The sequence below is a fragment of the Candidatus Thioglobus sp. genome, from assembly GCA_028228555.1.
Taxonomy (GTDB): Bacteria; Pseudomonadota; Gammaproteobacteria; order PS1; family Pseudothioglobaceae; genus Thioglobus_A.
The window spans coordinates 134,143-159,353 of record JAOJBP010000002.1 but is presented as its reverse complement, the minus strand read 5'-3'; the positions used below and the strand labels follow the sequence as shown (position 1 = coordinate 159,353).

Genomic DNA, 25,211 nt, shown 5'->3' with positions numbered 1-25,211 from the left:
ATGTCTGATTCAAATATAAACAATGTAAAGCTTACTGAATATAGTCATGGCCAAGGTTGTGGTTGTAAAATATCGCCAAAAGTTTTAGACGTAATTTTAGAATCATCATTAACTGAGTTTAATGATCCAAAACTTTTAGTTGGTAATGCTTCTCGCGATGATGCAGCTGTTTATGATTTAGGCAATGGAGAAGGGATTATTAGTACCACTGATTTCTTTATGCCAATTGTAGATGATCCATTTACTTTTGGAAGAATCGCTGCAACCAATGCCATTAGCGATATTTACGCCATGGGCGGCACCCCTTTGATGGCCATTGCTATTTTCGGCTGGCCTATCGACAAGCTTACACCTGAAATAGGTCGTCAAGTAATCGAAGGCGGGCGCAGTGTTTGCGCTGATGCAGGTATTTCTTTAGCAGGTGGACATAGTATTGACGCACCAGAACCTATTTTTGGCTTGGCTGTTACTGGAAGGGTTGCTATCAAACACCTTAAGGAAAATTCAAAAGCTCAAGTAGGTGACAAAATCTATCTAACTAAACCTTTGGGTATTGGTATTTTAACCACGGCGCAAAAACAAAAGAAAATTACCAAAGAGGATGAATCTAGAGCCATTGACACCATGTGTGAACTTAACGATATCGGCGCCAAACTATCCAAAATCAACGGTATTAATGCGATTACTGATGTAACTGGATTTGGCCTAGGTGGGCATTTGGTTGAAGTTTGTCAAGGCTCTAAGGTATCTGCTATTATCGATTATCAAAAAGTACCAACTTTACCAAATATTCAACATTATTTAGCCAATGGCTGCTCTCCAGGTGGCGCTCAGCGAAACTTCGACAGCTATGGACATCATTTAAGTCAAATGAGTGATCAGGTTCAATCAATAATTTGTGATCCACAAACTAGTGGCGGGCTACTTGTTATGGTTAATGACGAAGCGCAAGAGGAATTTCAAAATACCATGAATGCAGCTGGGTTTAAGCTTGAAGCGATTGGTGAAATTATTGCACACACCCAAACGACTGTAAGAATTAATGCCTAATTCGCTGACTCAGATTGAAGATTTTCACTCTCTGGTAGTCAACAACACCCCCATGTTTGATACTCGTGCACCTATTGAATTTACACAGGGTGCTTTTCCACATACGCAAAGCTTGCCACTCATGAGTGACCAAGAGCGGGAGCTTGTTGGTACTTGTTATAAGAATAAGGGCCAAGAAAAAGCTATTGAACTAGGACATGAATTAGTTCAGGGCGAAGACAAACAGGCTAAAGTTATAGCCTGGCTGGAGTTTATCCAGAAAAATCCTAATGGCGCCCTATATTGCTTTCGTGGTGGCTTACGTAGTCAAATTACTCAACAATGGATTTATGAAGAGTCAGGCATTGATTATCCACGGTTAAAAGGGGGTTACAAGGCGCTACGTCGATACTTGATTGATGAAACTGAGCGAGTCATGAATCAAGTTACGCCGATCATTATTGGTGGACAAACTGGCTGTGGGAAAACTTTGCTACTTGAGCATATTCAACAAATGGTTGATCTAGAAGGTCTGGCTAACCACAGAGGGTCTGCATTCGGCAATACAACTACAGCCCAACCGACTCAAATTTCTTTTGAAAATGAGCTGGCCATTAAACTTATTAAGCAGCAAAATTATTCACACTTAGTATTTGAAGATGAAGGTGCTAATGTAGGAACCGTGCATATTCCTGATTGCGTAAAAAACAAAACATCTCAAGCAGATTTAATATTACTTGATGCAACAACCGATGAGCGTATTCAAGTTAGTATGGACGCCTATGTAATTAATATGTATCAAAACTTCTTAATCCAAGATCAAGCTAATGGTTTTGATAATTTTGCTAAATATTGGCTCACAAGCCTTGAAAAAATTCAAAAAAGACTAGGGCTTGAGCACTATAAAGTGATGAAATTACAAGTAGAGTCTGCACTAACAAGCTATCAAAATAGCAATACTTTTGATGATTTTTTGCCTATTGTTGAATCACTCTTGGTTGATTATTACGACCCTATGTATAACTATCAAATCCAAAAAAAATTAGACCGTGTTATATTTAAAGGCAGTAGCTCAGAGATTCTTGATTATTTGCGCAGTTTGTCAATTTCTTGAGCCAATCTTAATATCGGTAATAGGCTTTGCTTGACACGCTAAAATTTCACCTTGGGATAAAGGCACCAAACAATCTTGATGCCTAACATCCCCTTTTAACAGTAATAACACACAAGAGCCGCAATGCCCTTGGCGACAAGAATGATTAATCACTACATTGTGCTCTTCAAGCTCCGTTAGAATCGAGTGTTCTCCATAGACATAAAGTGATTCAGTTTTGCCGTTGATGTTCTCAACATCGATTCTAAACATATTGGCTAATTAGAGCTTGAAATCACCAAAATCTGAATCATTTTCATCGAGTGTATTGTCAATAGCACTCACCAAATAAGAAGTGATTTCTGTCTCTTGAGGAGCAACTTGAACATTATCAGAATCAAGCCAATGATTGATCCAGGGTAGTGGGTTGCTACGATCTTCAAATAAAGGCTTAAGACCAATGGCCTTCATGCGTATATTGGTAATATATTCTAAATATTGCTTTAAAATTTCAGCGTTTAAACCGATCATTGAACCATCTCTAAACAAATATTCAGCCCAATTTTTCTCTTGATCACAGGCTTCTTTAAACATTTGAATAACTTCTTTTTCGCATTCCGCTGCAATAACAGTCATTTCAGGGTCGTCCTTGCCTTCGCGAATAATGTTAATGATATGCTGAGTACCAGTTAAATGTAGCGCTTCATCACGCGCAATCATCTTAATAATTTTAGCATTACCCTCCATTACCTTACGCTCTGCAAAGGCAAAAGAGCAAGCAAACGACACATAAAAACGCACCGCTTCTAAAATGTTAACAGACATAATAGTCAGATATAGCTTACGTTTTAAACATCGTAAATCAATGGTAGTTTGCTCACCATTTAGATTATGCACTCCCTCACCATGTAAAAGATAAGCTTGTGAACATTTAATTAATTCATCGTAATGCTTAGAAACACTTTCAGCACGCTCAATGATTTGCTCTGTTTTCATAATATCATCAAACACAGCGCCTGGCTCATTGACAATAGCACGAATGATATGGGTATATGATCGCGAGTGAATAGTCTCAGAGAAGCTCCAAGTTTCAATCCAATTTTCCAACTCCGGTAAAGATACAATAGGCAAAAATGCAATATTAGGACTACGCCCCTGCACGGAATCTAGAAGAATTTGATACTGAAGATTAGAAAGAAAAATATGTTTTTCATTGGGCAACAACTTAGCAAAATCCATTTTATCTTTGGAAACGTCAATTTCTTCTGGACGCCAAAAAAATGACAACTGCTTTTCAGTCAGTTTTTCAAACATTTCAAATTTTTGCTTATCAAAGCGTGCAACGTTAACCGTATCGCCAAAAAACATAGGCTGAGTCAGTGTATTCGTAATTTTTTTATTAAAAATCGAGTATGACATATTTAATTCCTAAAGTTTACAAACGCCATCAGCGCAAGCATTATCATCTTCCTTTTCAAGCATATCGTCACCGCCACCATCACGTGTCGTATGATAATAAAGAGTCTTGACACCGTACTTATAAGCCGTTAAAAGATCCATCAAGAATAGTTTCATCGGCACTCGATTATTTTTAAATTGAGAAGGATCATAATGTGTGTTTGTACTAATGGACTGATCAACAAATTTTTGCATAATAGCGCAAAGCTGTAAATAACCTTCATTTCCCTTGATATCCCAAAGTAATTCGTATTTATCTTTAAGCGCTTCATAATCTGGCACAATTTGCTTCAAGATGCCGTCTTTAGATTGCTTGATAGATACAAAACCACGTGGTGGCTCAATGCCATTAGTGGAGTTAGAAATTTGCGAAGAACTTTCACAAGGCATTAACGCGGTCAGTGTTGAATTTCTTAAACCGGTTGTCATGATATCAGCTCGTAATTTATCCCAATCTAGTTTAAGTTCAGAACCACAAAAATCATCGACATTTTTCTTGTAAGTATCAATTGGCATAATACCTTGTGCATAATGGGTCTCATTAAATAAAGGACAAGCACCTTTTTCAACTGCCAGAATATTGGAGGCTTTAAGAGCGTAATACTGAAGCGCTTCAAAGGTAGTGTGAACCAATTCATTGCCGGAGCCATCAGAATATTTAACGTCATTTTTTGCCAAATAGTAAGCAAGGTTGGTAACACCAATGCCTAAAGTTCGACGATTCATACTTGCAATTTCTGCCGCTTTAAGAGGGTAATCTTGATAATCTAGTAGTGAATCTAGCGCACGTACAATAATATCTGTAACATCCTCTAACTCATCAATAGAATCTAATGCGCCTAGGTTAACGGCTGATAGTGTACACAACGCCACTTCACCATTTTCATCTTGAACTGAATGTAAGGGCTTAGTCGGTAGAGTAATCTCCATACAAAGGTTTGATTGGCGCACTGGCGCTACTTTTGGATCAAAAGCACCGTGAGTATTGCAATGATCAACATTTTGCAGATAAATACGTCCAGTGTTGGCACGCTCTTGCATAAATTTAGCAAACAAATCTCTGGCTTTAATCGTCTCTTTACGAATTGAGCTGTCCTGCTCGTATTTTTCATATAATTGCTTAAACTGATCTTGATCTTCAAAAAAAGAATCGTACAAGCCAGGCACATCATGTGGAGAGAATAAAGTGATGTCACCATCAGCTAAAAAACGTTGGTACATCAATCCATTAAATTGAACGCCATAATCAAGATGACGAATTCTATTTTCATCCGTACCTGTGTTATTTTTCAATACCAGTAAACTTTCAACTTCAAGATGCCATAAAGGATAGAAAAGGGTAGCTGCACCGCCACGAACTCCGCCTTGAGAGCAAGACTTAACTGCTGTATGAAAATGCTTATAAAAAGGAATGCAGCCTGTGTGTGTCGCTTCACCATTACGAATAGGGCTGCCGATCGCTCTAATTCTACCGGCATTAATACCAATACCAGCCCTTTGGGAAACATATTTAACAATAGCGCCTGATGCTGCACTGATCGAATCAAGGTCATCGTCTGCTTCGATTAAAACACAGGATGAAAATTGGCGCGTTGGTGTGCGCACACCTGCCATAATCGGTGTTGGTAGTGAGATCTTAAAGTTAGATACACCATCATAAAAACGCTTAACAATTGACATGCGAGCTTCATTTTCATATTCTTGAAATAGGCACATGCCTACCAACATGTACAGCTGCTGTGGTGATTCATAAATATCACCAGTTACACGATTTTGTACCAAATACTTACCTTCAAGCTGTTTGACAGCCGCATATGAAAATTTCATATCACGCCAATGATCAATATACTCATCCAGTTCTTCAATTTCAGCTTGGGTGTATTTATCTAAGATATCTTTGTCATAAATACCTAAATCAGTAAATTTTTTCACATGCTCAAAAAGGGCAGAGGGTGTAAAAGATTTAAAAGCTTTTTTACGCAAATGAAAAATAGCCAATCTAGCCGCCAAATATTGGTAATCAGGCACCTCTTTTGAGATTAAATCAGCAGCCGACTTAATGATTGTTTCATGGATGTCTTCGGTCTTAATTCCATTAAAAAATGCTAATTGTGCATTGATTTCAACCTGACTAACACTAACCCCTTTTAGGTCTTGCGAAGCCCAATGCACAACACGATGAATCTTCTCCATGTCGATCGGCTCTTGCTGGCCATTACGCTTGGTGACTTTAATATTTTGATTCATTTACTCCCCTGAGTTCAAAACACTACATATAGTGTTCATAAAAGATAACTGCAACTAAATATAGTGTATTTTGATGTTTTTTGCAAGTGGTAAAAATGTCAAAAGATAGCTTAATTTAACAAATACATTGGTGCAAAAGGGATTGAGAGAATAAAAAAAATTAAAATAATATTTAGAGCTTTTAGCTTAAAAATATTATCAATTTATAATGTAATAATATTACTTTTTTATAATAAAAAGCGCAAAGCTAGATGGAGAAAGAATAAAAAAAATTAGAGGCGAAAAACACACTAAAAAAGTGAGATTTTTATCTAAAAAATAACTAAATCGGTGAAGCGATCAATTGAGCATCATTTAGGCCATTTTCTAATAAAAATTCACCTAAATAAATCAACACTTCTGCTGGTGCAGAAATATAGACTTCTGATTGATTAACAATCTCATGATTCAAAGAATCATAAATTTGCCTTGCAACCTTGTGGCAATCATTATGACTATTTCGATCAAATTCACAAGCAATTGACTGATAGTAATAATCATCCATCACAGCATTCCAAGATTGCGCATGGTTATCAAAATAAGGGCGAGGCTCAACACTTGGATAAGCCCAGTAAAAATAAACAGAATTAGGCATTTCCAATGAAAAAGCATGTTCGATCAAACTTCTAATTGGTGCAAATCCGCCATCCCATGCGATAAAAACCATAGGCTTGTCTGACATTTCTTTAAGGACAAATACACCTTTAGGACCTGTTAGATCAACTTTATCTTTATCCTTGATTTTATGAGAAAAAATTAATTGTGAAAATTCATCAATATCAAGATTTCGAATATGAAACTCAAGCTCCATGCCGTGACACGGGCATGAGGCGATAGGGTAGCGAGACACCAACCCTTTAAAGTTTAACTCAACATCTTGTCCCGCCATAAATTGTAAATTTTTAGAGCGTGGCGTTCTTAGACTGACAATCGCCATGTTTTCATTAACAAAACGGATGCTTTTGATTTTAGTCTGAATTTTTTGAAGAGGAATTAAGCGAACATCTCCAATCAAATCGAGCTCAATCTCAAGATTTGAGCTGGGTGCATGACAACACATTAAGAACTCTTGATTATCTATCTCCTCAGCAGTGAGGGCATAATCATGATGTTTGATCTTTTCAATATCACCCTTAACAAGTTTGGCTTTGCAAACGCCGCAAGTACCATTACTACACTCATAGCGCATCGACAAGCCATGGCGCAGGCCACCATCAAGAATAGAGTCTGAATGAGCGCATTCAAATAATTTTTCCTGGCCTTGAAGTTTAACTTGATAAAGATCCGAATGATTCATTTGTTTGAGTAGGGTGATGGTTAAACAAATTATACAATTACTTTATATCCCTGCTCGTTTAATAATAGCCACCAGGTAGGTCGATAATGCCATTACCGTTACAAAAATTATCATTATGCTTTTTACAATGTTTGTAATAAAACCAACTGATTTATTTGATTAATGTTACAATATTCAAATGAATCAAAAAATACAAACTCATGGTGGCGCTAGAATAGGCGCAGGCCGTAAGAAAAATTCGGGTAAATTTAAAGAAGACACCAAGGTAATGCGTGTGCCAGTTAGTCTAGTAAACACCGTTAAATCGACTTTAAATGTATATAAATCTCAATTAAAGTCTGATGTAGAAGTGCTTGAACCAGACTTTAATGCGCCCAATGTGTTTATCCCTATTTTTTCCTCACGTGTGCAGGCTGGATTTCCATCTCCTGCAGATGATCACTTAGAGGATCGTCTTGACTTAAATAAGCATCTGATCCACCATCAGGAATCTACTTTTTTTGTACGTGCACAAGGTGAGTCAATGCTAAATGCTGGAATTCATCCAGGTGATATCCTGGTCGTGGATAAGTCTCTAACTGCTAAAAGTGGAAAAATAGTAATCGCCGTAGTAGATGGTGAATTTACTGTTAAGCGACTACATAAATACAAAGGAAAAATTAGCTTAAAAGCTGAAAATCCAGAATTTAAAGATATTGAGATTAGTGAAGGCAATGAGCTTATTATTTGGGGTGTTGTTACGTCAACTATTCATCAATATGCCTAAATTCAGCCAGCAAAAATTTGCACTGATTGATTGTAATAATTTTTATGCATCCTGTGAGCGAGTGTTTGAGCCTAAATTAGAGCGAGAACCTATTGTGGTCCTCAGTAACAACGATGGCTGTGTTATTGCGCGTTCTAATGAAGCTAAATCACTCGGAATTAAGATGGGTGTGCCATATTACCGAATGAAAGATTTAATGATTAGTAAATCAGTCGTAGTTAAGTCATCTAATTATCCTTTATATGGTGACATGTCATCTCGAGTGATGAAAGTTATTAGCCAATATTCACCTATACAAGAGGTGTATTCAATTGATGAGAGTTTCCTAGATTTATCAGGCTTTACAATAAACCTGAATACATACATGCAAACACTAAAAAACCAGGTTAAATCATGGACGGGTATTCCGGTTTGCGTAGGTATTGGCAGCACAAAGGTACGAGCAAAACTAGCCAATCGTATTGCTAAAATTTACTCAAGGTTTAATGGAGTATTTGACATCGATACCTTACCAATTGAACGCTTTGAAAAGCTATTAGATTCTTTTGAGGTGATTGATATCTGGGGTATTGGAAATAAATCAGCCCAAAAGTTACAGCAGATTGGAATTAACAGTGCTTATGATTTTTACAAGGCTGATATTGGAATTATTGAAACCTTATTAGGCGTTAATGGCAAGCGTATATATAGAGAGCTATATGGCTATTCTTGTCTGGCAATAGAAGAAATTGAACCAGCTAGGAAGCAAATTGTATCTTCACGCTCTTTTGGACTCGATTTAAGCGATTTTGACGAGATCAACCAAGCATTGACAAGTTTAACCAGAAAGGCTGTCAATAGGCTTAATCAGAAGTCTTTGGCAGCCACCTCTATGAGTATTTATATTTACACAAACCCTTTTAAAAAAAATATTTCACGCATCAATCTATCAAAAACGATTGGTATGAGTACACCTGTTAGCGATGAAAGATTATTGATACCATTATGTGCAAAAATACTTAAGCAAATTTACGAACCAGGCTATAAGTTTTATAAGGGCGGTGTTATGCTAGGAAGCCTAACGCCGGATAAGAGCCAGCAAGACATGTTTATGGCTAATAATACAACTCAATCATTACAAAAACATCCATATGGTAAATTATTACGCTATGCAAGCGAACTTGGTAATGATCGTTGGCTACCAAGAAGTGATTTTAAATCAAATAGATTTACAACTAATTGGTCTGAATTGCTAAGTATTTAAAAATAGCTAAAAAGATGAGATTATATTAGCAGGGGATAGGATACAAAAAGGATTAGACATAAAAATATAACTTATTTAACATAATATAAATTATACGAACTTATTATCAGTAATAAAAATCAATTAAAGACTAAATTTTACTAAGATTAATATCGATAAAATTACTTACAAAGTCTGGAGTTTGAGCAGAATGGAAACGATCAACTTCTTCACCGTTAATAAAAGCAATAACAGTTGGAAATCCACGCACACCATAGCGCCCAGCAATTTTCATATTTTCATCTTCCGCTTCAATTTTGGCCAGTAAAAACTCTTTTTCATCATACTCTGATGCTACAGAATTAATGATTGGCTCTAAAACATTACATGGCCCACACCACTCAGCTGAAATATCTAAAACCACTAATCGATGGTGAGACTCCTCTAGTACAAGCGCCTCAAAATTGTCAATATTAACCTCTAAAGCAGGCATAATTAATGACGTTTAATGGTATTAAGATCGAAATGTTGACGCTTATTCTTACTATAAATAAAGAAAATAGCAGTCAATAATACAATCAAAATAGTGACACTTAAATAAATCCAATTAATATTTAAAATACCCATAAAAGAGAAGAAAGAATTATCATTGGTGAGTGGAACTAAATCGTCAGAGTTTTCTAATTTAGGTGGGTTTTGGTCTTTTTCTAAGTGTTCGAAAGTTGAATTCGAAGTCTTCAAATCAGCATTAAGCTTAACAATATACGTGTTTAAACGATTATTTTCACTCTCCAATAAAAAGTTTTTCTGGGTGAGAGTCTGCATTTTATCTTTAAGTTGCGCCAATAATTTCTCTTGGGTTACGAGGGTATCAGATGCTTTGTTAATATTTTTTAAATCTGAAATAGGGGGTATAGAGGTCAATTTTTCAGACAAAATCCAACCATTAAGATCATCAATGCTAACTAAAGACCATCCAGAATAATGCATTGTTAAACGCTGTAAAGGTTGATTTTTACCAATAATCTTGATGACATTCTCATTATTAAGATTAGTTCTTTCTGATCGAATAGCGCTATCATCATTAATTGCAAAAACAGTGGAACTAGCCAATGAACTAACGCTCAATAACAATGAAATAATGAAGAAGAAAAATCTACTCATATCTAAAATAAATACATAGCTAAAAATTAATCATATTATAAGGTGAAAAACACGAAAAAACCGAAAAATAAGGGAATATATAAATAAATTAGTTAAAAATCAATGACTTATATATTATAATTAAAAACGTCCAATTTTTAACGATTCTACATCAATCCAAATACTTTCATCGATTTTATGAAAAAACCTCTTAAATCTAAAATTTGAAAGAAATGAAGAAAAAATAGCAGAATTTTGACTATTAAGCTGTTATTTGTCGTTTTGCCATACTAAATTATTTTAGAACGAGAAAACTTACTTGTTAATCTGTATTTTTGTTTTGGGCTTTTTGGTTTTTCCGGAATGGTGCGTTCAAAAAAATGACAATCCAACAAGGGATTTAAAATATCATTCTTAAATCGATGTTTATGTGTGCGTTTTAGAATTTTCATCAACTCCTCAGCACTACTTTCTAGTTGGCAATTTCTTAATACTTGAACTTGCTCCGAGCTTATTTCTTCTATATTACAACTTAGTCCTTTCTTAGTACTTGATGTATCTATAACTACTTTTGCATCAATGTTTTCTTCAAAAATAAAACCTTGCTGTTTGGCTGAATTTGAAATTGAATTATTAAGCTTTAAGTCTTTATTCCAGCCTTGCTTATCATCAAGTTTTTGATCCAACTCTTGTTTTTTGTTTTTTCCAAACCAGGGCATAATAAAGATTTGTTTAAGATTAATAAACCTAGTTTATCAAAACTAAACCTATAATTTAGGTAAATAACACTCAAAACACCCTAAAGCATTCTTTAAATTAGGTTTAATTGGTTAATATCTGATCTAGAAACAGCTGCAAACGCTCTGATTCTGGATTTTCAAAGAACTTATCAGGTGTATTTTGCTCAATAACCTGACCCTCATCCATGAAGATAACACGATCGGCAACCTTCTTAGCAAAACCCATCTCATGAGTCACACAGAGCATAGTAATGCCCTCTTTAGCGAGTTCGATCATAACATCTAATACTTCTGAAATCATTTCTGGATCAAGCGCTGATGTCGGCTCATCAAATAACATTATTTTAGGTGAAGTGCATAGCGCCCTAGCAATTGCAACACGCTGTTGCTGGCCACCAGACAGCTGATTTGGATACTTTTCAGCTTGGTCCTTGATACCAACCCTGTCCAGTAAAGTTAATGCTTTTTCTCTTGCTTGTTGCTTAGTTTCATTGTGTACCCAGATTGGTGCTAGTGTTAGATTATCAATGATACTCAAATGAGGAAATAAGTTGAAATGCTGGAATACCATTGACACTTCAGAACGCACTTGTCTGATTTTTTTAACATCGTCTGTTAACTCAGTCCCATCAACTATGATAGAGCCCTCTTGAAACTTCTCAAGAAAATTTATACAGCGAATTAAAGTAGATTTTCCACTGCCTGATGGCCCACAAACAACAATGATTTCACCTTCTTTAACTGTTAAATCGATATTTTTTAATGCATGGAACTCTCCATACCACTTATTCAGCCCTTTAATTTCAATAATATCGCAGCAAAGTCTGTCATCTGTTGGATTGCTCATAAACTTCTTTCCTTTTTTAATTTTTATGTTCTGTGCTAAATCTTACTTCAAGTTTTTTTGAGTAGCGGCTCATAGAATATAGTATGACCCACATGACTATAGCAACAAAAACATAGCCCTCTGAGTTTCTGCCTAGCCAACTAGAATTACTTGTGGCTGCGCCTACTATCGCTAACATATCGTACAGTCCAATAATTAAAATCAACGTCGTATCTTTGAATAACGCAATAAATGATCCTACAATATTAGGGATTGATATTTTTAAAGCTTGTGGCAGAATAACAAGGGTGGTTTTTTGTACAAAATTTAAACCTGAAGCGTCCGCTGCCTCATATTGACCTTTAGGAATAGCTTGCAGTCCACCTCTTATAACCTCTGCAATATAGGCTGTTTGAAAAAGAGTTATGCCAATTAGAGCTCTAAGTAATTTATCAAAGTCCATGCCTACTGAAAAGAATAGAGGTAATATAACTGACGCCATAAATAAAATAGTGATCAGTGGCACGCCTCTTACAAATTCAATAAACACAACTGAAATAAATCGTACGATGCGCATTTTAGACTGCCGCCCTAAAGCAAATAAAATACCTAATGGAAAAGAAGCGACAATACCAACGGCGGCCACTACAATGGTTAAGGTAAGCCCGCCCCATTTATCAGTTCCAACAACTTCTAAACCTAACCCTCCATGAAGCAAGAAAAAGGCAGCAACCGGATATACTAAGAAAGCACCGATAATATAATGCATTCTATATTGTGATTTTTTAATCCAAGATCCAAACATGATCATGACTACAATAAGGCCAAACATAGTGTCAATACGCCATAACTCTTCTTCAGGATAAAATCCATAAATAAACATCTTGAAATTATCATAAATGAAAGCCCAGCAAGCGCCCTCTCGACCACAAGAGTCGTTATCCGCATTTAAATCAAAATTGGCATCAAAAATTGTCCAGTTTAAAATAGGTGGCAAGATTAGATAAATAAGGTAAAGCGCTACAAGAGTAAGTAAAACATTAGATGTAGATGAAAGTAAGTTTTCTTTCAGCCATAGAATGACCTTTGTTTGCGATTGTGGCGCTTTTTTTGTTTCTTTTAACGGATAGACTGCCATAATAGTTATTTACCCTTGATTTCCATTTTCTTGTTAAAAATATTTAGGACTAATGAGATAAAGAGTGAGATTGTCAAATAAACCAACATTGTCAATGCAATAATTTCAATCGCTTGGCCTACTACATTCAAAACCGTACCTGAAAATATAGTAACTAATTCTGAATAACCAACTGCTGTTGCTAAAGAGGAGTTTTTAGTAAGGTTTAAGTATTGGTTAATAATTGGCGGTATTGCGACTCTTAGTGCTTGTGGTAATACCACTAAACGCATTGCTTGGCCTTGTCTTAACCCTAACGCTGCTGCTGCTTCTTTTTGCCCTTTATCCACCGAATCAATACCTGAGCGAATAGCTTCAGCAATATAGGTGGCTGTGTAAATACTTAAAGCAAAAGCCAAAGAGAAGAACTCAATAGACAAGTCTGTGCCGCCTTGAAAATTAAAACCCTTTAAAGCTGGATATTCTAATTGCGCACCAAAAACAAAAAAGGCCGCAATTGGGAGTAGAACTACAAGTCCTAAAAAGTGAGGGATAGTATTGGTTGCAATTCCCGTTTCATCATGTTTTTTGGTGCTACGTTTTTTAATAAAAACATAAGTAACAATACCAATAATAAAACTTGCAAGTACGAGATAAAACTCAGTTCCTATAATAAATTTAGGCAAGAATAATCCTCTTGAATTGAGGAAAACACTATCCAAAAAATTCATACTATTTCTAGTAGATGGGAGAACGCTAAGCGCTGTTGAATACCAAAATAGAATTTGTAGCAATATTGGTATATTTCTAAAAATCTCAATATACACAGTAGCCATTTTTCTAATCAGATAATTGCTAGATAAACGAGCAATACCAATAATAAGACCAATAACTGAAGCAAAAAATATACCTGTTATTGCGACAATTAAAGTATTAATAATACCGACATAAAATGCCTGTAAATTAGTTGAAGTTGGCGAATACGTCAAAAAGAAATTATCATTGACAGCAAAACCAGCTTCATCATTTAGAAAACCAAAACCACTTCTAATACCGCTTTGCTCAATGTTAAGCATCATGTTATCAAAAGCTTGATAAACAAAATAAGCAATAAAAACAACCGCTAGAACCTGAAATGCAATCGCCCTAACTTCGTTGTTGTATAGCAGTGATTTTAGTTTTATAAACATAAAAAACCTTTATAAAAAAAATGACCAACTGTATCAGTTAGCCATTTTATATGTTTTATTTAGAGTTTATCTAAACGCTGGAGAGTACAAGATACCACCTTTAATCCACAACTGGTTTACACCACGTGGAAGCGCAATAGGTGTTGACATGCCGATGTTTCTCTCGAAACTTTCACCATAGTTACCTACCTGTGCAATGATATTACGAGCCCAATCCTTGTTAAGACCTAAGTGCTCATTAAGCTTACCAGTTTTACCTTGTAATCTTTGCACACCAGGACTAGTAGAAGTTCTGTCGATAGTACGAGAAGTAATACCTAGCTCTTCTGCTTCAATCATCGCATTAAGCGACCACTTAACAATATTAAACCAGTTATCATCACCTTGACGAACTACAGGACCTAAAGGCTCTTTAGAAATAACATCACCCAAAACTACAGCAGAACTAGGATCTTTAAGTGTTGATCTAAGGCCAGCTAGTTGAGAAACGTCAGAAGTTAATGCATCACAACGACCCGCTTCAAAGCCACCTTTGGTTTGTGCAGAAGTATCATAAGTAACAGCTTTAAACTTCATGTTGTTTGAACGGAAATAATCAGCTAAATTAAGCTCAGTTGTTGTTCCCGCTTGAATACAAAAAGAAGCCCCATCTAAACCCTTAACACTATTAACGCCTAATGATTTTTTCACCATGAAGCCTTGGCCATCATAGTAATTTACGCCAGCAAAGTTAAGACCTAATGAAGTATCACGAGTGTGCGTCCAAGTTGTGTTACGTGACAATACATCGATTTCACCAGACTGTAATGCAATAAAGCGCTCTTTTGCTGATAAAGGTACATATTTAACCTTTCGATCATCACCTAAAGTGGCTGCTGCAATAGCACGACAAACATCAACATCCATACCAGACCAGTTTCCACTTGAATCAGGATTAGAAAATCCAGGTGTTCCTGTTGATACACCACAGCTTAAGCTGCCTTTTGCTTTAACATCACTTAACGTATCTGCATTTGCACTAAAGCCGGTAATGACTAATAGAGATGCAGCTGAAAGCTTTAACAATTTATTCATATTATTTTCCCCTCATTGAGATTAATTAAAAATGTAGTACTTAAAAAAATACTACTGAGAAGAAGTTTAACTTGAAAAAAACATCATGTGTAAAGTTTAAATAAAAAAAACTAAGCTCTTTTTTGATAAAAGGATGCCAAACCTAATAAGATGGTAATTGTAATAATGATACTAAGTTGCTTGGAATTAACAATTGGCGAGTAGCTACTATAAGCTGAGGCCAATGTTATGCTAGTAAATAAAGAGACGCTTATAGACAGTATTAGCTTAATAAAGTTTGATAATTTCATCGCTAGTGAACTAATGCCATGCTTAATGACATAATAATAGCGGCTGACGAATAGATAATGGTGTGTAATGCTAAGTTCATTTTTCCCCCTGGAAAAATTAATAGATAAAAATTACTGAATGGTTGTTCCGATTAATTGCGTAATGATAGATTCTGATGAACTAGAATTTTTAAGAGTTGCTCTAGCGTACCATTTTTCTGCTAGTTGCTCGTTGGCTTGAATGCCTTCGCCAGTTAAATAAGCATACCAAACATTAAACTGTGCTGGCAAATTACCTTGCTTAGCAGCCCTCTGATACCAGTAAAAAGCGTTCGCTGTATTTCTAGCAACATCTTGTCCTTTTTGAAAAATATCAGCTAATTTGTATTGAGCCTCAGCATCGCCTAAATAAGCTTGCTGCTGAATCTTAACTGTTTCAATTTTTAGTTCTGACTCTGCTAGTAGATGTGCATGCATTTGATTCATAATATTTTCCTCATTTAGTTATTTATTTGAGCCCAATATACCGTGATTTTTATGGTGTGTAAAGACTCTTTTATAATAAAAATTAATACTAATTAATTTAATTAAAAATCAATAGGTTATATTGTTTTTATGGTGATATTACCACTAGTTGTATTTTTTAACTAATATAACTCACTTACATGGGTGGTAAAAAATAACTATAATAGGTAAAAATAACAAGCAAAAATAGATTAAAAATATGGCGAATAAAACTAAAGATTATCTAACCAAAGTGCGCAAAAAGACTGGCTTTTCAGACTATAAGATCTCTCAAGAGTACGGTATAAACCAGTCTAATTTAAGTAAATATAAATCAGGAAAATCCGCCCTTTCTGAAACTCATGCCTGGCTATTTGCTGATATTTTGAATATCAATCCTGCTGAAGTAGTTGCTAATACTAAGCTCGAGCATGCAAAAATGAAAGGCGACAAATTGAAGACTATATTTTGGCAGGAGCAGATAGAAAACCTTTCAAATATCTCTGAGTCTATCAAAATTGATATCGCACAAATTAACCCTATTGTTGGCGATTTAAACAATAATGCTCAACAAATCATCAATTTAAGCATTGAAGCTGCCCAACAAGGTGCTGACTTATTGGTTTTTCCAGAATTATCATTAACGGGCTATTTGCCAGAAGACTTATTATTACGAGCTGGATTTATTTGCCAAGTTGAGGAAAAGGTTGATTTAATTAAAAATTCTATTCCTGAAACTATATCTATTGTTTTTGGTGCACCTCATAAACATCAGGGTGATTTATACAATGCTGCATATTTAATCCAAGCACAAGAGGTCCAGACTTATCACAAACAACATCTACCTAATTACAGTGTTTTTGATGAAAAACGCTACTTTAGCGCAGGCAATAAGCCTTTTGTTTTTACAATCAAAGGTCAGCGTATTGGGCTATTAGTATGTGCTGATATCTGGAATGCTGATATCGTTAATGAAACAGCCAGATATGGTGTTAGCACCATTGTTAGCATTAATGCCTCCCCTTTTCATATGGGCAAACACCAAATACGACTCGAGGAAGTTAAAAAACGCGTACTTGAAAATCAAGTTGACTTTATCTATGTCAATCTAGTTGGTGGTCAAGATGAAATTATCTTTGATGGTGGCTCTTTTGCTATGAATGCTAAAGCACAAGTGACTCATCAATTACCCTTCTATAAAGCTACAACTATTTCATTGGCAACACCATGTGAACCTATTGAAATCATAAGTAATGAAAAAATGATTTACGATGCCTTAGTCATGGCCACCAAAGACTATATTGAAAAAAATGGTGTATTTAATGGTGTGGTTATTGGCCTATCTGGTGGTATCGATTCTGCATTAACCTTGGCGATTGCTGCAGATGCAATTGGCAATGAAAATATTAAAGCCATTATGATGCCCTACACTTACACCTCTAATATGAGCTTAGAAGACGCCAAAGCTCAAGCCAGCACGATGAATATTGATTATCAAGAAATTAATATTCATCCAATGGTTGAAAGTTTTAACTCTCAGCTTAGTGATTTATTTAGTGGCTTGCAAGCTGATACCACAGAAGAAAATTTACAGGCTCGAGTGCGTGGCACCCTGCTAATGGCTGTCTCAAATAAACTTGGAAAAATAGTATTAACAACGGGTAATAAATCAGAGATGGCAGTTGGATATGCCACCTTGTATGGTGATATGTCAGGTGGCTTTGCCCCGCTAAAAGATGTATCAAAAACCATGGTTTATCGACTGGCTAAATATCGAAACACACAATCCTATGTTATACCTGGACGTGTTATTGATCGTGAACCTTCAGCAGAACTTGCACCCAATCAAACTGATCAAGACTCATTGCCTCCTTATGACGAGCTAGATACTATTCTTGAGCTGTTTATCGAGCAAAGACTTGCGATTAAAGATATTGTCCAACAAGGCTTTAATCAAAAAACTGTGGAGCGTATTAGTCGATTAGTGCTTAATAATGAATATAAGCGCAGGCAAAGTGCACCAGGGCCAAAAATTTCACAAAATGCATTCGGTAAAGAGCGTCGCTACCCCATGACATCAAAATTTAAACCTTAGTAAACTAAGAGAACACCTTTAAAATCCCCTGAGCTTTATGTGTCGTTTCTTCTAGCTCACGCTTAGGGTTAGAGTCAAAGACAATACCTGCGCCTGCTCTAAAGCTCAGGTTTTTATCTTGTTTGATTATAGTTCTAATAAGAATATTAAAGTCCATTTTTCCATTATTACTAATGTATCCCATAGAGCCTGTATAAGCTTCTCGAGCCTGTTGCTCTAATTCAGAAATAATCTGCATGCAACGAATCTTAGGGCATCCCGTAATAGTACCACCTGGAAATAATGCCTCCACTAAGTTTTTAATAGTGATTGACGACTTCAAAGTGCCTTTAATATTTGACACAATATGATGAACATAAGGATAAGTCTCTAAAGTCATCACCTCATTTACTTCAATTGAGCCATACTCACAAACTCTACCCAAATCATTGCGTTCTAGATCAAGTAGCATAATATGCTCAGCTTGCTCCTTAGGATGATTGATCAAACACTGTTTGAGCACTTCATCCTCAACACCTTCACCTCTAGGATGGGTGCCTGCAATAGGACGTGTCTCAACTTTATTGCCATCCACACTAAATAAACGCTCGGGAGAAGAAGAAATAATACTAAAATTTTGAAATTGAGCGAGAGCTGAAAATGGCGCTGGATTAGATATTTTTAAGGAATTATAAAGTTGTGTGGCGCTACACTTATTCTTCAGTGTATATTTCCAAGCACGTGATAAATTCACCTGAAACACATCGCCCGCTTTAATATAGTTTTTAATCTTTGCAACGCCAGACAAGAATTTAGCATCCGCCTCACAAGCTAATTCTCCCAAAAATTCAGGCAAAATTTTATTTAATTTAGCTTGCCTAATGTCGCTTAGTACCTGGTTTATTCTTGTTTTATTATCATCTTCATCTAATAAATAAGTTTTATCCAATTGATGATCAACAACAACAGCGCAGGGAATTTTTACCGCGATCGCAACTGGCAAAGCACTATTATGTAAACCCTTTAATAAAGTAGGCTCGATTTGGCCGATTAGTTCATAAGATAAATAAGTAAACCAACCGCCTGTAAAAGGTAAGTGTGAATGCTGAGTGTCATTAGCAGAAGCTAGTAACGATAACTTATCTAAAAAATTAAAATCAGTTAGGTTTTCTAGCACCAGTTCCTGCTGTGGGTGAGCAAACAAAATAGAATAGCGATTATTGATATTATGATTAACGCTTTCCAATAAAAATGGATAACGCTGGATATTTAACTGGCACAGGGTATCCAAAGCAAAATTCGGAATTTCTAAGACTTTCATACTAGTTTAGCTGTTCAGGCTTGCTATTAGTCTTTTCAGTGGGTGAAATCTTTGCGAGTAATTGCTGAGCTTGATTAGCAACTCGATGAGACGGAAATTTCTTCAGAATACTATTTAGCAAATTTTTAGATTTTTCAACTTGCTTTAGCTCAACATATACTTTTGCCAATTCAAACATGGAGTTGGCATATTTGTGATGTAGAGGGCTATTTTGTTGAAATGCTACAAACGTATTTTTAGCCAATGAGTACTTTCTTTGTGCTAAATAGGTTTTAGCTAACCAATAGTGCGCATCTGATGCATGATTATTATCAGGATAAATATCTAAATATTTCTTAAATAATACAACAGCTTGATCATACTGATCTGTTACTAATAATGAACGAGCATTGGTGTATATTTTTTTGGCTTTTTTATTGTGTTCACGAACGCGCATCATGGTTTGCTCAACCACAGCACTAGATTTTTTATATTCCATCAAATTAAAAAGTTCGGTGATTTTCTTGCTGCTGTATCGTTGCTGCTGCTCTAGTTGTTCGATTTTACCGTTCAGCGATTTATTAGTCCGAACCAGGCGCTTAATTTTTTTATTATGATCCATGATCACTTTTTCTGTATTAATGCCAGCAGAAGCTGGCTGCCAAGCAAATACAGTTAATAAAAATATTAAGAAAAAACGTTGCATAACTCTTTACTGATATATAAACTCAACGCGTCGATTTTGCTGCCAGGCACTTTCATCATGCAGTTGAGCAACTGGATTTTCTTCGCCAAAACTCACTACTTTTACGCGAGAAGATAAATCGTATAAACCTAAAATTTCTTTAACAGCTAAAGCACGGTTTTCACCCAATGCTAAATTATACTCACGGGTACCTCGCTCATCTGCATGCCCTTCTAGGCGCAAATCAAGCGTTGGATTGTCACGCATGAAATTTGCATGTTTAATAACTTCTTGAGTTGCGGCCTCATCAATCTCACTACCATCATAAGAAAAGTTTAATACGAACTTGGTACCTGAGTTCTTTAATTGAGCAACAATCATTCTAGCAGCATTATTTTGAGCTGCTGTTCGAGTATGACTACCCTTAAATTCTTGTGACTGAAAGCTAGAAGAATCAGCTGCAATAATACTTTCTTGATTTATAGCAATATTCTCTTGTTCAGTTATTAGAGCAGGTCTTGGTGAAACTTTCTGATAAAGCTCCTCAACTGTAGACGTACAAGATGACAATAATATGACAGCTGAAGTTAATAAAGTAATTTTTAACATGTGAATCTCCTTATATTATTTAGAATAATGTGACCAATTTGGCTCTCGAACTTCGCCAGCTTTACTGGCTAGCTCAAATGTTTCACGGCCTAAAATAGAAACTACTGATAACACACCAGAATCATCTTTATTAGTGGCAAAGATAATCATACTACCATTAGGTGAAAAAAATGGTGATTCATCTAACTTATTTTGAGTCATTACCATTAAATCTTTAGTGGCAATATCCAATAATGCAATACGATAATCTTTATCAACTCGATGAACTAGCGCTAAACTCTTACCATCAGGCGAAAAGACAGCTTTGGCGTTATAACTTCCTGCAAAAGTAGCTCTGTTAATTTTTCCAGTCTTTAGATGCTTAATATAAACCTGGACTTGTCCTGAACGATTAGAGGTAAAAGCAATACGCTCTCCATCAGGGGAGTAGCTTGCCTCTGTATCAATACTTACATCACTGGTTAATCGAGTTAGCTTATCATCTTTCAAGTGGTAGGAATATATATCTTTATTGCCATTTTTAGATAATGTTAAAACAATACTTTCACCATTAGGATGCCAAGCTGGCGCTGAAGCAATGCCATCAAAATATGGAAGCTTTTGAGTCTTACGGCGCACAAATGGGTATTGAATAAAAACTTCAGATTGGCCATTTTTAAAAGACACATAGGCTATCTTATTTTGATCAGGTGACCAGGCAGGTGATAAGATTGGACTAGCTGCTCTAAGAATGGTTTGAGGATTTTGCGCATCAGAGTCTGATATTTCTAATCGATATTCACGTTTACCCTGGCCTTTATTGGCAACAGTTACATAAGCTAAGCGAGTATCAAACGACCCTTTTTCGCCCAATAATGCAAAATATATTTGGTCAGATAAATAATGAGTAATTCGTCTAATGCCGCTGTTGTGAACGGCAAATTTTTTGGCATAGAGAGTTTTTCTCGAATACACATCAAGTAATTCAATTTCAACATTAAAAATTTTCTTACTAACCTGTTCAAGTTTACCAATAACAATGGCTTCGGCTTTTTTAGCTTGCCACTTATCAAAATCAACCTTACTGGTGACAATGTAATCAGCGCTAGAGGCACTAAATTCACCAGAGCGATTAAAATTATCGCGCATAATATTTGCAATTAGCTCACCTTGTTTGGCGTCGCCTTTAACTAAGAATGGAGAAATGACAATAGGAAAAGCATCTTCAGCTTTTTTTAGAATCAAAACTTCTAAAACAGCAAAAGCTGTTGCACTATAAAACGCTAAGAATGCAACTATAAGTCTAGTCATTCTCTCTCTTCAATCCAATTCATTTGAATAGCTTCAAGAATTTTTTCACCTGTTTTTTCAGCAGCATCATCAAACTCATCTAACGCCATAACCATAGCTCTAAGATCTACAAATCCTATTGTTAAAGGGTCTGTATTAGGGTGCGCTTCATCTAAAGCAATTGCAATATCTAGAGAGTCTGTCCAATTCATAAAAATACCTATAAAATAATTAACTTAATTTTAACCAAATAGCTAGCAGTGGTGTGCTCTTTTGGCATGCAATAATTGATTAAATTCTACGAATACCTTGAATAAATTTAAGTGTTTTTAAAGATTCTGTAATTTCATATAAATGCCTAGAATCTTTTACATTAATGACTAAATCAAGAGATTTAAGAGAGTTGTCTTTTTCTTGAACAGCAATATGCTCAATATTACTTTTGAACTTTGATATCTCATTCGCAACTGAGGCAAGCGCCCCACGCTGATTATCCACATCAACTGCAATCTTAACATCAAAACTCTCATGTTCATCATTTTTCCAGTCAATAGCTAGCCATTGCGCCTGCTTACTCTTTAAACGAATCAGATTGGGGCAATTAGATCGATGTACAACCATTCCTTTTGATATAGTTAAAATACCAGATACCTTGTCTCCAGGAATCGGGTAACAGCAATGAGCAAAATTAATGGCCTTATCTCGAGTCGAGTTAATTCTAATATTTTGAACTTCGTATTGCCCATCGTCATCTTGTAATTTATTTAGCACCACTGAAATCAAAATTTCACTCAGGCCAATTCGTAAATGTAAATTATCTAAAGAGTCGCACCCCAATTCATTAATACAAGTTTGCCATTTTTCATCACTAATAGCCTCTGAATCGATCGACAGATAATTAAGCGCATTAGATAGTAAATACTTACCTAATTGAATAAGTTCTGAGGCAGATTGTGATTTTAGATAAACCTTAATTGCAGATTTAGCTTTCGCTGTAACTACCATTTGAAGCCAAGATGGGTGTGGTTTTGCCTGATTATCGGTAACAATCTCAACAGTTTGCCCTGAGCGAAGTTGTGTTGAAATAGGTGCACTCACTTTGTCAATTTTAGCTTTAACCGCTTTATGCCCAATATTGGTATGCACCATATAGGCAAAATCTAGCACAGTTGCTCGGTATGGTAATTGAATGATATCGCCACCCGGCGTAAACACAAAAACTTCTGAAGGAAATAAATCATTCTTGGTTTCTTCCAAAAATTCAACTGATGTACCTGAATTTTGCTGAATATCTAGCAACGAACCCAGCCAATTGTTAGCCAATTCAGAGTTGCCGCTCGAGTCACTTTTATAATGCCAATGTGCTGCAATTCCATATTCGGAGACAAAATGCATATCTTTAGATCGAATTTGCACTTCAATAAAAATTTTATTAGGGCCAAATAAAATAGTATGTAGCGATTGATAACCGTTAGATTTTGGCAATGCAACATAATCTTTAAACTTACCAGGTAGTGGCTTATATAGATTATGAATCACACCAAGTGACTGATAACACTGAGCAACATCATCAACAATCAACCGAAAGGCATACATATCTAATACTTGACTGAACTTCAAATTCTTGCTTTTCATCTTTTTGTAAATACTACAAGGTTGCTTGCGGCGACCACTAATCTCAACTTCTGAAAGCCCCTCTTGTGCCAAACGAGTATTTAGCTGATCTTGAATATGCTTAATAACCTTATCTTGATTACCGCATTGCTTTTTAATTTGACTCACTAAAACTTTATGACGGAATGGGTGAATAACGGCAAAGCATAAATTATCCAATTCAACTCTAATACCATTCAAACCTAATCTTCTGGCAATTGGTGCATGGATTTCAACTGTCTCTTTGGCAATTCTTAGCTGCTTATCTCTGCGCATAGAGTCTAAAGTGCGCATGTTGTGCAGTCGATCAGCCAGTTTAATAATCATTACTCGCATATCGTCACTCATTGCTAGGAACAATTTTCGGAAATTTTGCGCCTGCCTATCAACGGTTGTATGAAATTCTAAACCAGTTAATTTAGAAACGCCCTCAACAATATGTGCTATTTCAGAGCCAAAATCACGTTTAATCTCCTCATAAGTAACACTAGTATCTTCAATACAATCATGAAGTATTGCAGCCACAATACAGTAATAATCCAGCTGTAAATCTGCCAAAATCATTGCCACAGAGAGAGGGTGAAATACATAGGCCTCTCCTGATTTTCGATATTGCCCATCATGAGCTGTTGCTGCAATAATATAAGCTTGATAAACCTTCTCTACTTGAGATTTAGGCATATATAAATCAAGTATTTCACATAGATCGCTAATTAGAACTCTTGAATGAATTTTTGACATGTAATTTGAGGTAAATCTAGAATTAAGTTTTTCCATTATAATACTTTGGTATCAGTATAATGCTTTGCATATTTATAATAAATTTGTGCAAAAATTCATGAAAAAACTTATTCTAATCTTACCTTTGCTTACATTATTTCTTGGTGGCTGTTTCTGGGAGGAGGAGAAAAAGCGTGAATCAATTACCAAAGGCTGGTCTCCAAAAACCTTTTTTAATCAGGCAAAAGAACAAGTTTCAGCAGGCTCTATGGATAAAGCTATTGAACTGTTTGAGCAGCTTCAGGCAGCTTACCCAGGCTCGAAATATGCTCTGCAATCAAAATTAGAGATCGCCTATGCACTTTACAAGAGTGAAGATTACGACCCAGCAATTGATCGACTTAATAGCTACATCAAACTTTACCCTAATCACTTCTCTACGCCTTATGCTTATTATTTGCGCGGTGTAATTTCAGAAGATAAATCTCGCTCAATCTTAGATGATTTCATTACTGACAATGCTCAACGTGATGTTAATTCAGTAAAGGATGCCTTTAATTATTACTTAGCGTTGATTGATAAATTTCCTAAAACAGAATACACTGAAGAAGCTAAAACTCGCTTGATAGTACTTCGAAACATCTTATCTCGTCATGAATTGTTTGTGGCCATTTACTACACCAGAAAAGGCGCCAACATTGCAGCCATAAACCGTAGCAAGTATATTATAGAAAAATATCCAAATACACCTTCTGTTCCTGCTGCACTTCATTTAATGGCTCATAACTATGACATTATTAATACGCCAATTCTTGCTACAGATGCTCGTCGTGTATTAAAACAAAGTTATCCTTTATATACGCCACATTATTCGCTAGAAAACTAAT

24 protein-coding genes are annotated in these 25,211 nt (G+C 35.7%); 6 read left to right on the top strand and 18 right to left on the bottom strand.

Annotation, left to right across the window (positions count from 1 at the left end; translation table 11 throughout):
• Complete coding sequence (selD, locus tag N9Y32_02505) at positions 1–1,050, top strand: selenide, water dikinase SelD (GenBank protein ID MDB2589882.1); 1,050 nt, start codon at positions 1–3, stop codon at positions 1,048–1,050.
• The gene (mnmH, locus tag N9Y32_02500) at positions 1,043–2,143 is read left to right on the top strand and encodes a tRNA 2-selenouridine(34) synthase MnmH (protein MDB2589881.1); all 1,101 of its coding nucleotides are present in this window, start codon (positions 1,043–1,045) and stop codon (positions 2,141–2,143) included. Before selD ends, mnmH begins: the two co-directional genes overlap by 8 nt.
• Here the strand turns inward: mnmH and N9Y32_02495 are convergent.
• From N9Y32_02495 to N9Y32_02480, 4 genes are all read right to left on the bottom strand, one after another.
• Positions 2,132–2,395 (bottom strand): 2Fe-2S iron-sulfur cluster-binding protein, encoded by a 264-nt coding sequence (locus tag N9Y32_02495; protein ID MDB2589880.1) that lies wholly within the window; start codon positions 2,393–2,395, stop codon positions 2,132–2,134. The genes mnmH and N9Y32_02495 overlap by 12 nt on opposite strands.
• Positions 2,396–2,404: 9 nt before the next feature.
• The gene (gene nrdB, locus N9Y32_02490; GenBank protein MDB2589879.1) at positions 2,405–3,541 is read right to left on the bottom strand and encodes a ribonucleotide-diphosphate reductase subunit beta; all 1,137 of its coding nucleotides are present in this window, start codon (positions 3,539–3,541) and stop codon (positions 2,405–2,407) included.
• A 9-nt stretch (positions 3,542–3,550) separates the two neighbouring features.
• Positions 3,551–5,827: a ribonucleoside-diphosphate reductase subunit alpha gene (gene nrdA, locus N9Y32_02485; GenBank protein MDB2589878.1), complete on the bottom strand. Its 2,277-nt coding sequence runs from the start codon at positions 5,825–5,827 to the stop codon at positions 3,551–3,553.
• A gap of 322 nt (positions 5,828–6,149) precedes the next feature.
• Entirely contained in the window at positions 6,150–7,163 is a 1,014-nt protein-coding gene (locus N9Y32_02480) for a 2Fe-2S iron-sulfur cluster-binding protein (GenBank protein MDB2589877.1), read from the bottom strand.
• A gap of 178 nt (positions 7,164–7,341) precedes the next feature.
• Here N9Y32_02480 and umuD point away from each other — a divergent pair, with 178 nt between their 5' ends.
• The gene (gene umuD / locus N9Y32_02475; GenBank protein ID MDB2589876.1) at positions 7,342–7,929 is read left to right on the top strand and encodes a translesion error-prone DNA polymerase V autoproteolytic subunit; all 588 of its coding nucleotides are present in this window, start codon (positions 7,342–7,344) and stop codon (positions 7,927–7,929) included.
• Entirely contained in the window at positions 7,877–9,172 is a 1,296-nt protein-coding gene (locus tag N9Y32_02470) for a Y-family DNA polymerase (protein ID MDB2589875.1), read from the top strand. Before umuD ends, N9Y32_02470 begins: the two co-directional genes overlap by 53 nt.
• Before the next feature lie 130 nt (positions 9,173–9,302).
• Here N9Y32_02470 and N9Y32_02465 read toward each other — a convergent pair whose 3' ends face one another.
• The 8 genes from N9Y32_02465 to N9Y32_02430 all read right to left on the bottom strand — a co-directional run bounded on the left by N9Y32_02465 (position 9,303) and on the right by N9Y32_02430 (position 15,996).
• Positions 9,303–9,644, bottom strand: a complete 342-nt coding sequence (locus tag N9Y32_02465; GenBank protein ID MDB2589874.1) for a thioredoxin domain-containing protein — start codon at positions 9,642–9,644, stop codon at positions 9,303–9,305.
• 2 nt (positions 9,645–9,646) lie between these two features.
• Positions 9,647–10,315, bottom strand: coding sequence for a hypothetical protein (locus tag N9Y32_02460; protein MDB2589873.1), 669 nt, complete (start codon positions 10,313–10,315; stop codon positions 9,647–9,649).
• A 269-nt stretch (positions 10,316–10,584) separates the two neighbouring features.
• Entirely contained in the window at positions 10,585–11,013 is a 429-nt protein-coding gene (locus tag N9Y32_02455) for a hypothetical protein (GenBank protein ID MDB2589872.1), read from the bottom strand.
• A gap of 103 nt (positions 11,014–11,116) precedes the next feature.
• Positions 11,117–11,845, bottom strand: a complete 729-nt coding sequence (locus N9Y32_02450; GenBank protein MDB2589871.1) for an amino acid ABC transporter ATP-binding protein — start codon at positions 11,843–11,845, stop codon at positions 11,117–11,119.
• A 52-nt stretch (positions 11,846–11,897) separates the two neighbouring features.
• Positions 11,898–12,998: an amino acid ABC transporter permease gene (locus N9Y32_02445; GenBank protein MDB2589870.1), complete on the bottom strand. Its 1,101-nt coding sequence runs from the start codon at positions 12,996–12,998 to the stop codon at positions 11,898–11,900.
• A gap of 5 nt (positions 12,999–13,003) precedes the next feature.
• Positions 13,004–14,167 carry an ABC transporter permease subunit gene (locus N9Y32_02440; GenBank protein ID MDB2589869.1) on the bottom strand — a complete coding sequence of 388 codons (1,164 nt, stop codon included), beginning with the start codon at positions 14,165–14,167 and terminating at the stop codon, positions 13,004–13,006.
• A gap of 66 nt (positions 14,168–14,233) precedes the next feature.
• Positions 14,234–15,241 carry an amino acid ABC transporter substrate-binding protein gene (locus tag N9Y32_02435; protein MDB2589868.1) on the bottom strand — a complete coding sequence of 336 codons (1,008 nt, stop codon included), beginning with the start codon at positions 15,239–15,241 and terminating at the stop codon, positions 14,234–14,236.
• 401 nt (positions 15,242–15,642) lie between these two features.
• Complete coding sequence (locus tag N9Y32_02430; protein ID MDB2589867.1) at positions 15,643–15,996, bottom strand: sel1 repeat family protein; 354 nt, start codon at positions 15,994–15,996, stop codon at positions 15,643–15,645.
• Positions 15,997–16,234: 238 nt separating this feature from the next.
• Between N9Y32_02430 and N9Y32_02425 the strand changes: the two genes are divergently transcribed.
• Positions 16,235–18,109 (top strand): NAD+ synthase, encoded by a 1,875-nt coding sequence (locus N9Y32_02425; protein ID MDB2589866.1) that lies wholly within the window; start codon positions 16,235–16,237, stop codon positions 18,107–18,109.
• Between the two features lie 4 nt (positions 18,110–18,113).
• Here the strand turns inward: N9Y32_02425 and N9Y32_02420 are convergent, their stop codons facing one another.
• The 6 genes from N9Y32_02420 to N9Y32_02395 all read right to left on the bottom strand — a co-directional run bounded on the left by N9Y32_02420 (position 18,114) and on the right by N9Y32_02395 (position 24,345).
• On the bottom strand, positions 18,114–19,409 hold the full coding sequence (locus tag N9Y32_02420) for an aminodeoxychorismate synthase component I (protein MDB2589865.1): 1,296 nt from the start codon (positions 19,407–19,409) through the stop codon (positions 18,114–18,116).
• A gap of 1 nt (position 19,410) precedes the next feature.
• On the bottom strand, positions 19,411–20,094 hold the full coding sequence (locus tag N9Y32_02415; GenBank protein ID MDB2589864.1) for a tetratricopeptide repeat protein: 684 nt from the start codon (positions 20,092–20,094) through the stop codon (positions 19,411–19,413).
• A gap of 6 nt (positions 20,095–20,100) precedes the next feature.
• Entirely contained in the window at positions 20,101–20,682 is a 582-nt protein-coding gene (locus tag N9Y32_02410) for an OmpA family protein (GenBank protein MDB2589863.1), read from the bottom strand.
• A 15-nt stretch (positions 20,683–20,697) separates the two neighbouring features.
• Positions 20,698–21,972: a Tol-Pal system beta propeller repeat protein TolB gene (tolB, locus tag N9Y32_02405; GenBank protein ID MDB2589862.1), complete on the bottom strand. Its 1,275-nt coding sequence runs from the start codon at positions 21,970–21,972 to the stop codon at positions 20,698–20,700.
• A complete protein-coding gene (gene iscX / locus N9Y32_02400; protein ID MDB2589861.1) occupies positions 21,969–22,163 on the bottom strand; it encodes a Fe-S cluster assembly protein IscX in 195 nt (64 codons plus the stop codon). The genes tolB and iscX overlap by 4 nt, the downstream gene beginning before the upstream one ends.
• Before the next feature lie 79 nt (positions 22,164–22,242).
• Positions 22,243–24,345, bottom strand: coding sequence for a bifunctional (p)ppGpp synthetase/guanosine-3',5'-bis(diphosphate) 3'-pyrophosphohydrolase (locus N9Y32_02395; GenBank protein ID MDB2589860.1), 2,103 nt, complete (start codon positions 24,343–24,345; stop codon positions 22,243–22,245).
• 97 nt (positions 24,346–24,442) lie between these two features.
• Here N9Y32_02395 and N9Y32_02390 point away from each other — a divergent pair, with 97 nt between their 5' ends.
• On the top strand, positions 24,443–25,210 hold the full coding sequence (locus tag N9Y32_02390) for an outer membrane protein assembly factor BamD (GenBank protein ID MDB2589859.1): 768 nt from the start codon (positions 24,443–24,445) through the stop codon (positions 25,208–25,210).
• The last annotated feature ends 1 nt before the right edge of the window (position 25,211 follow it).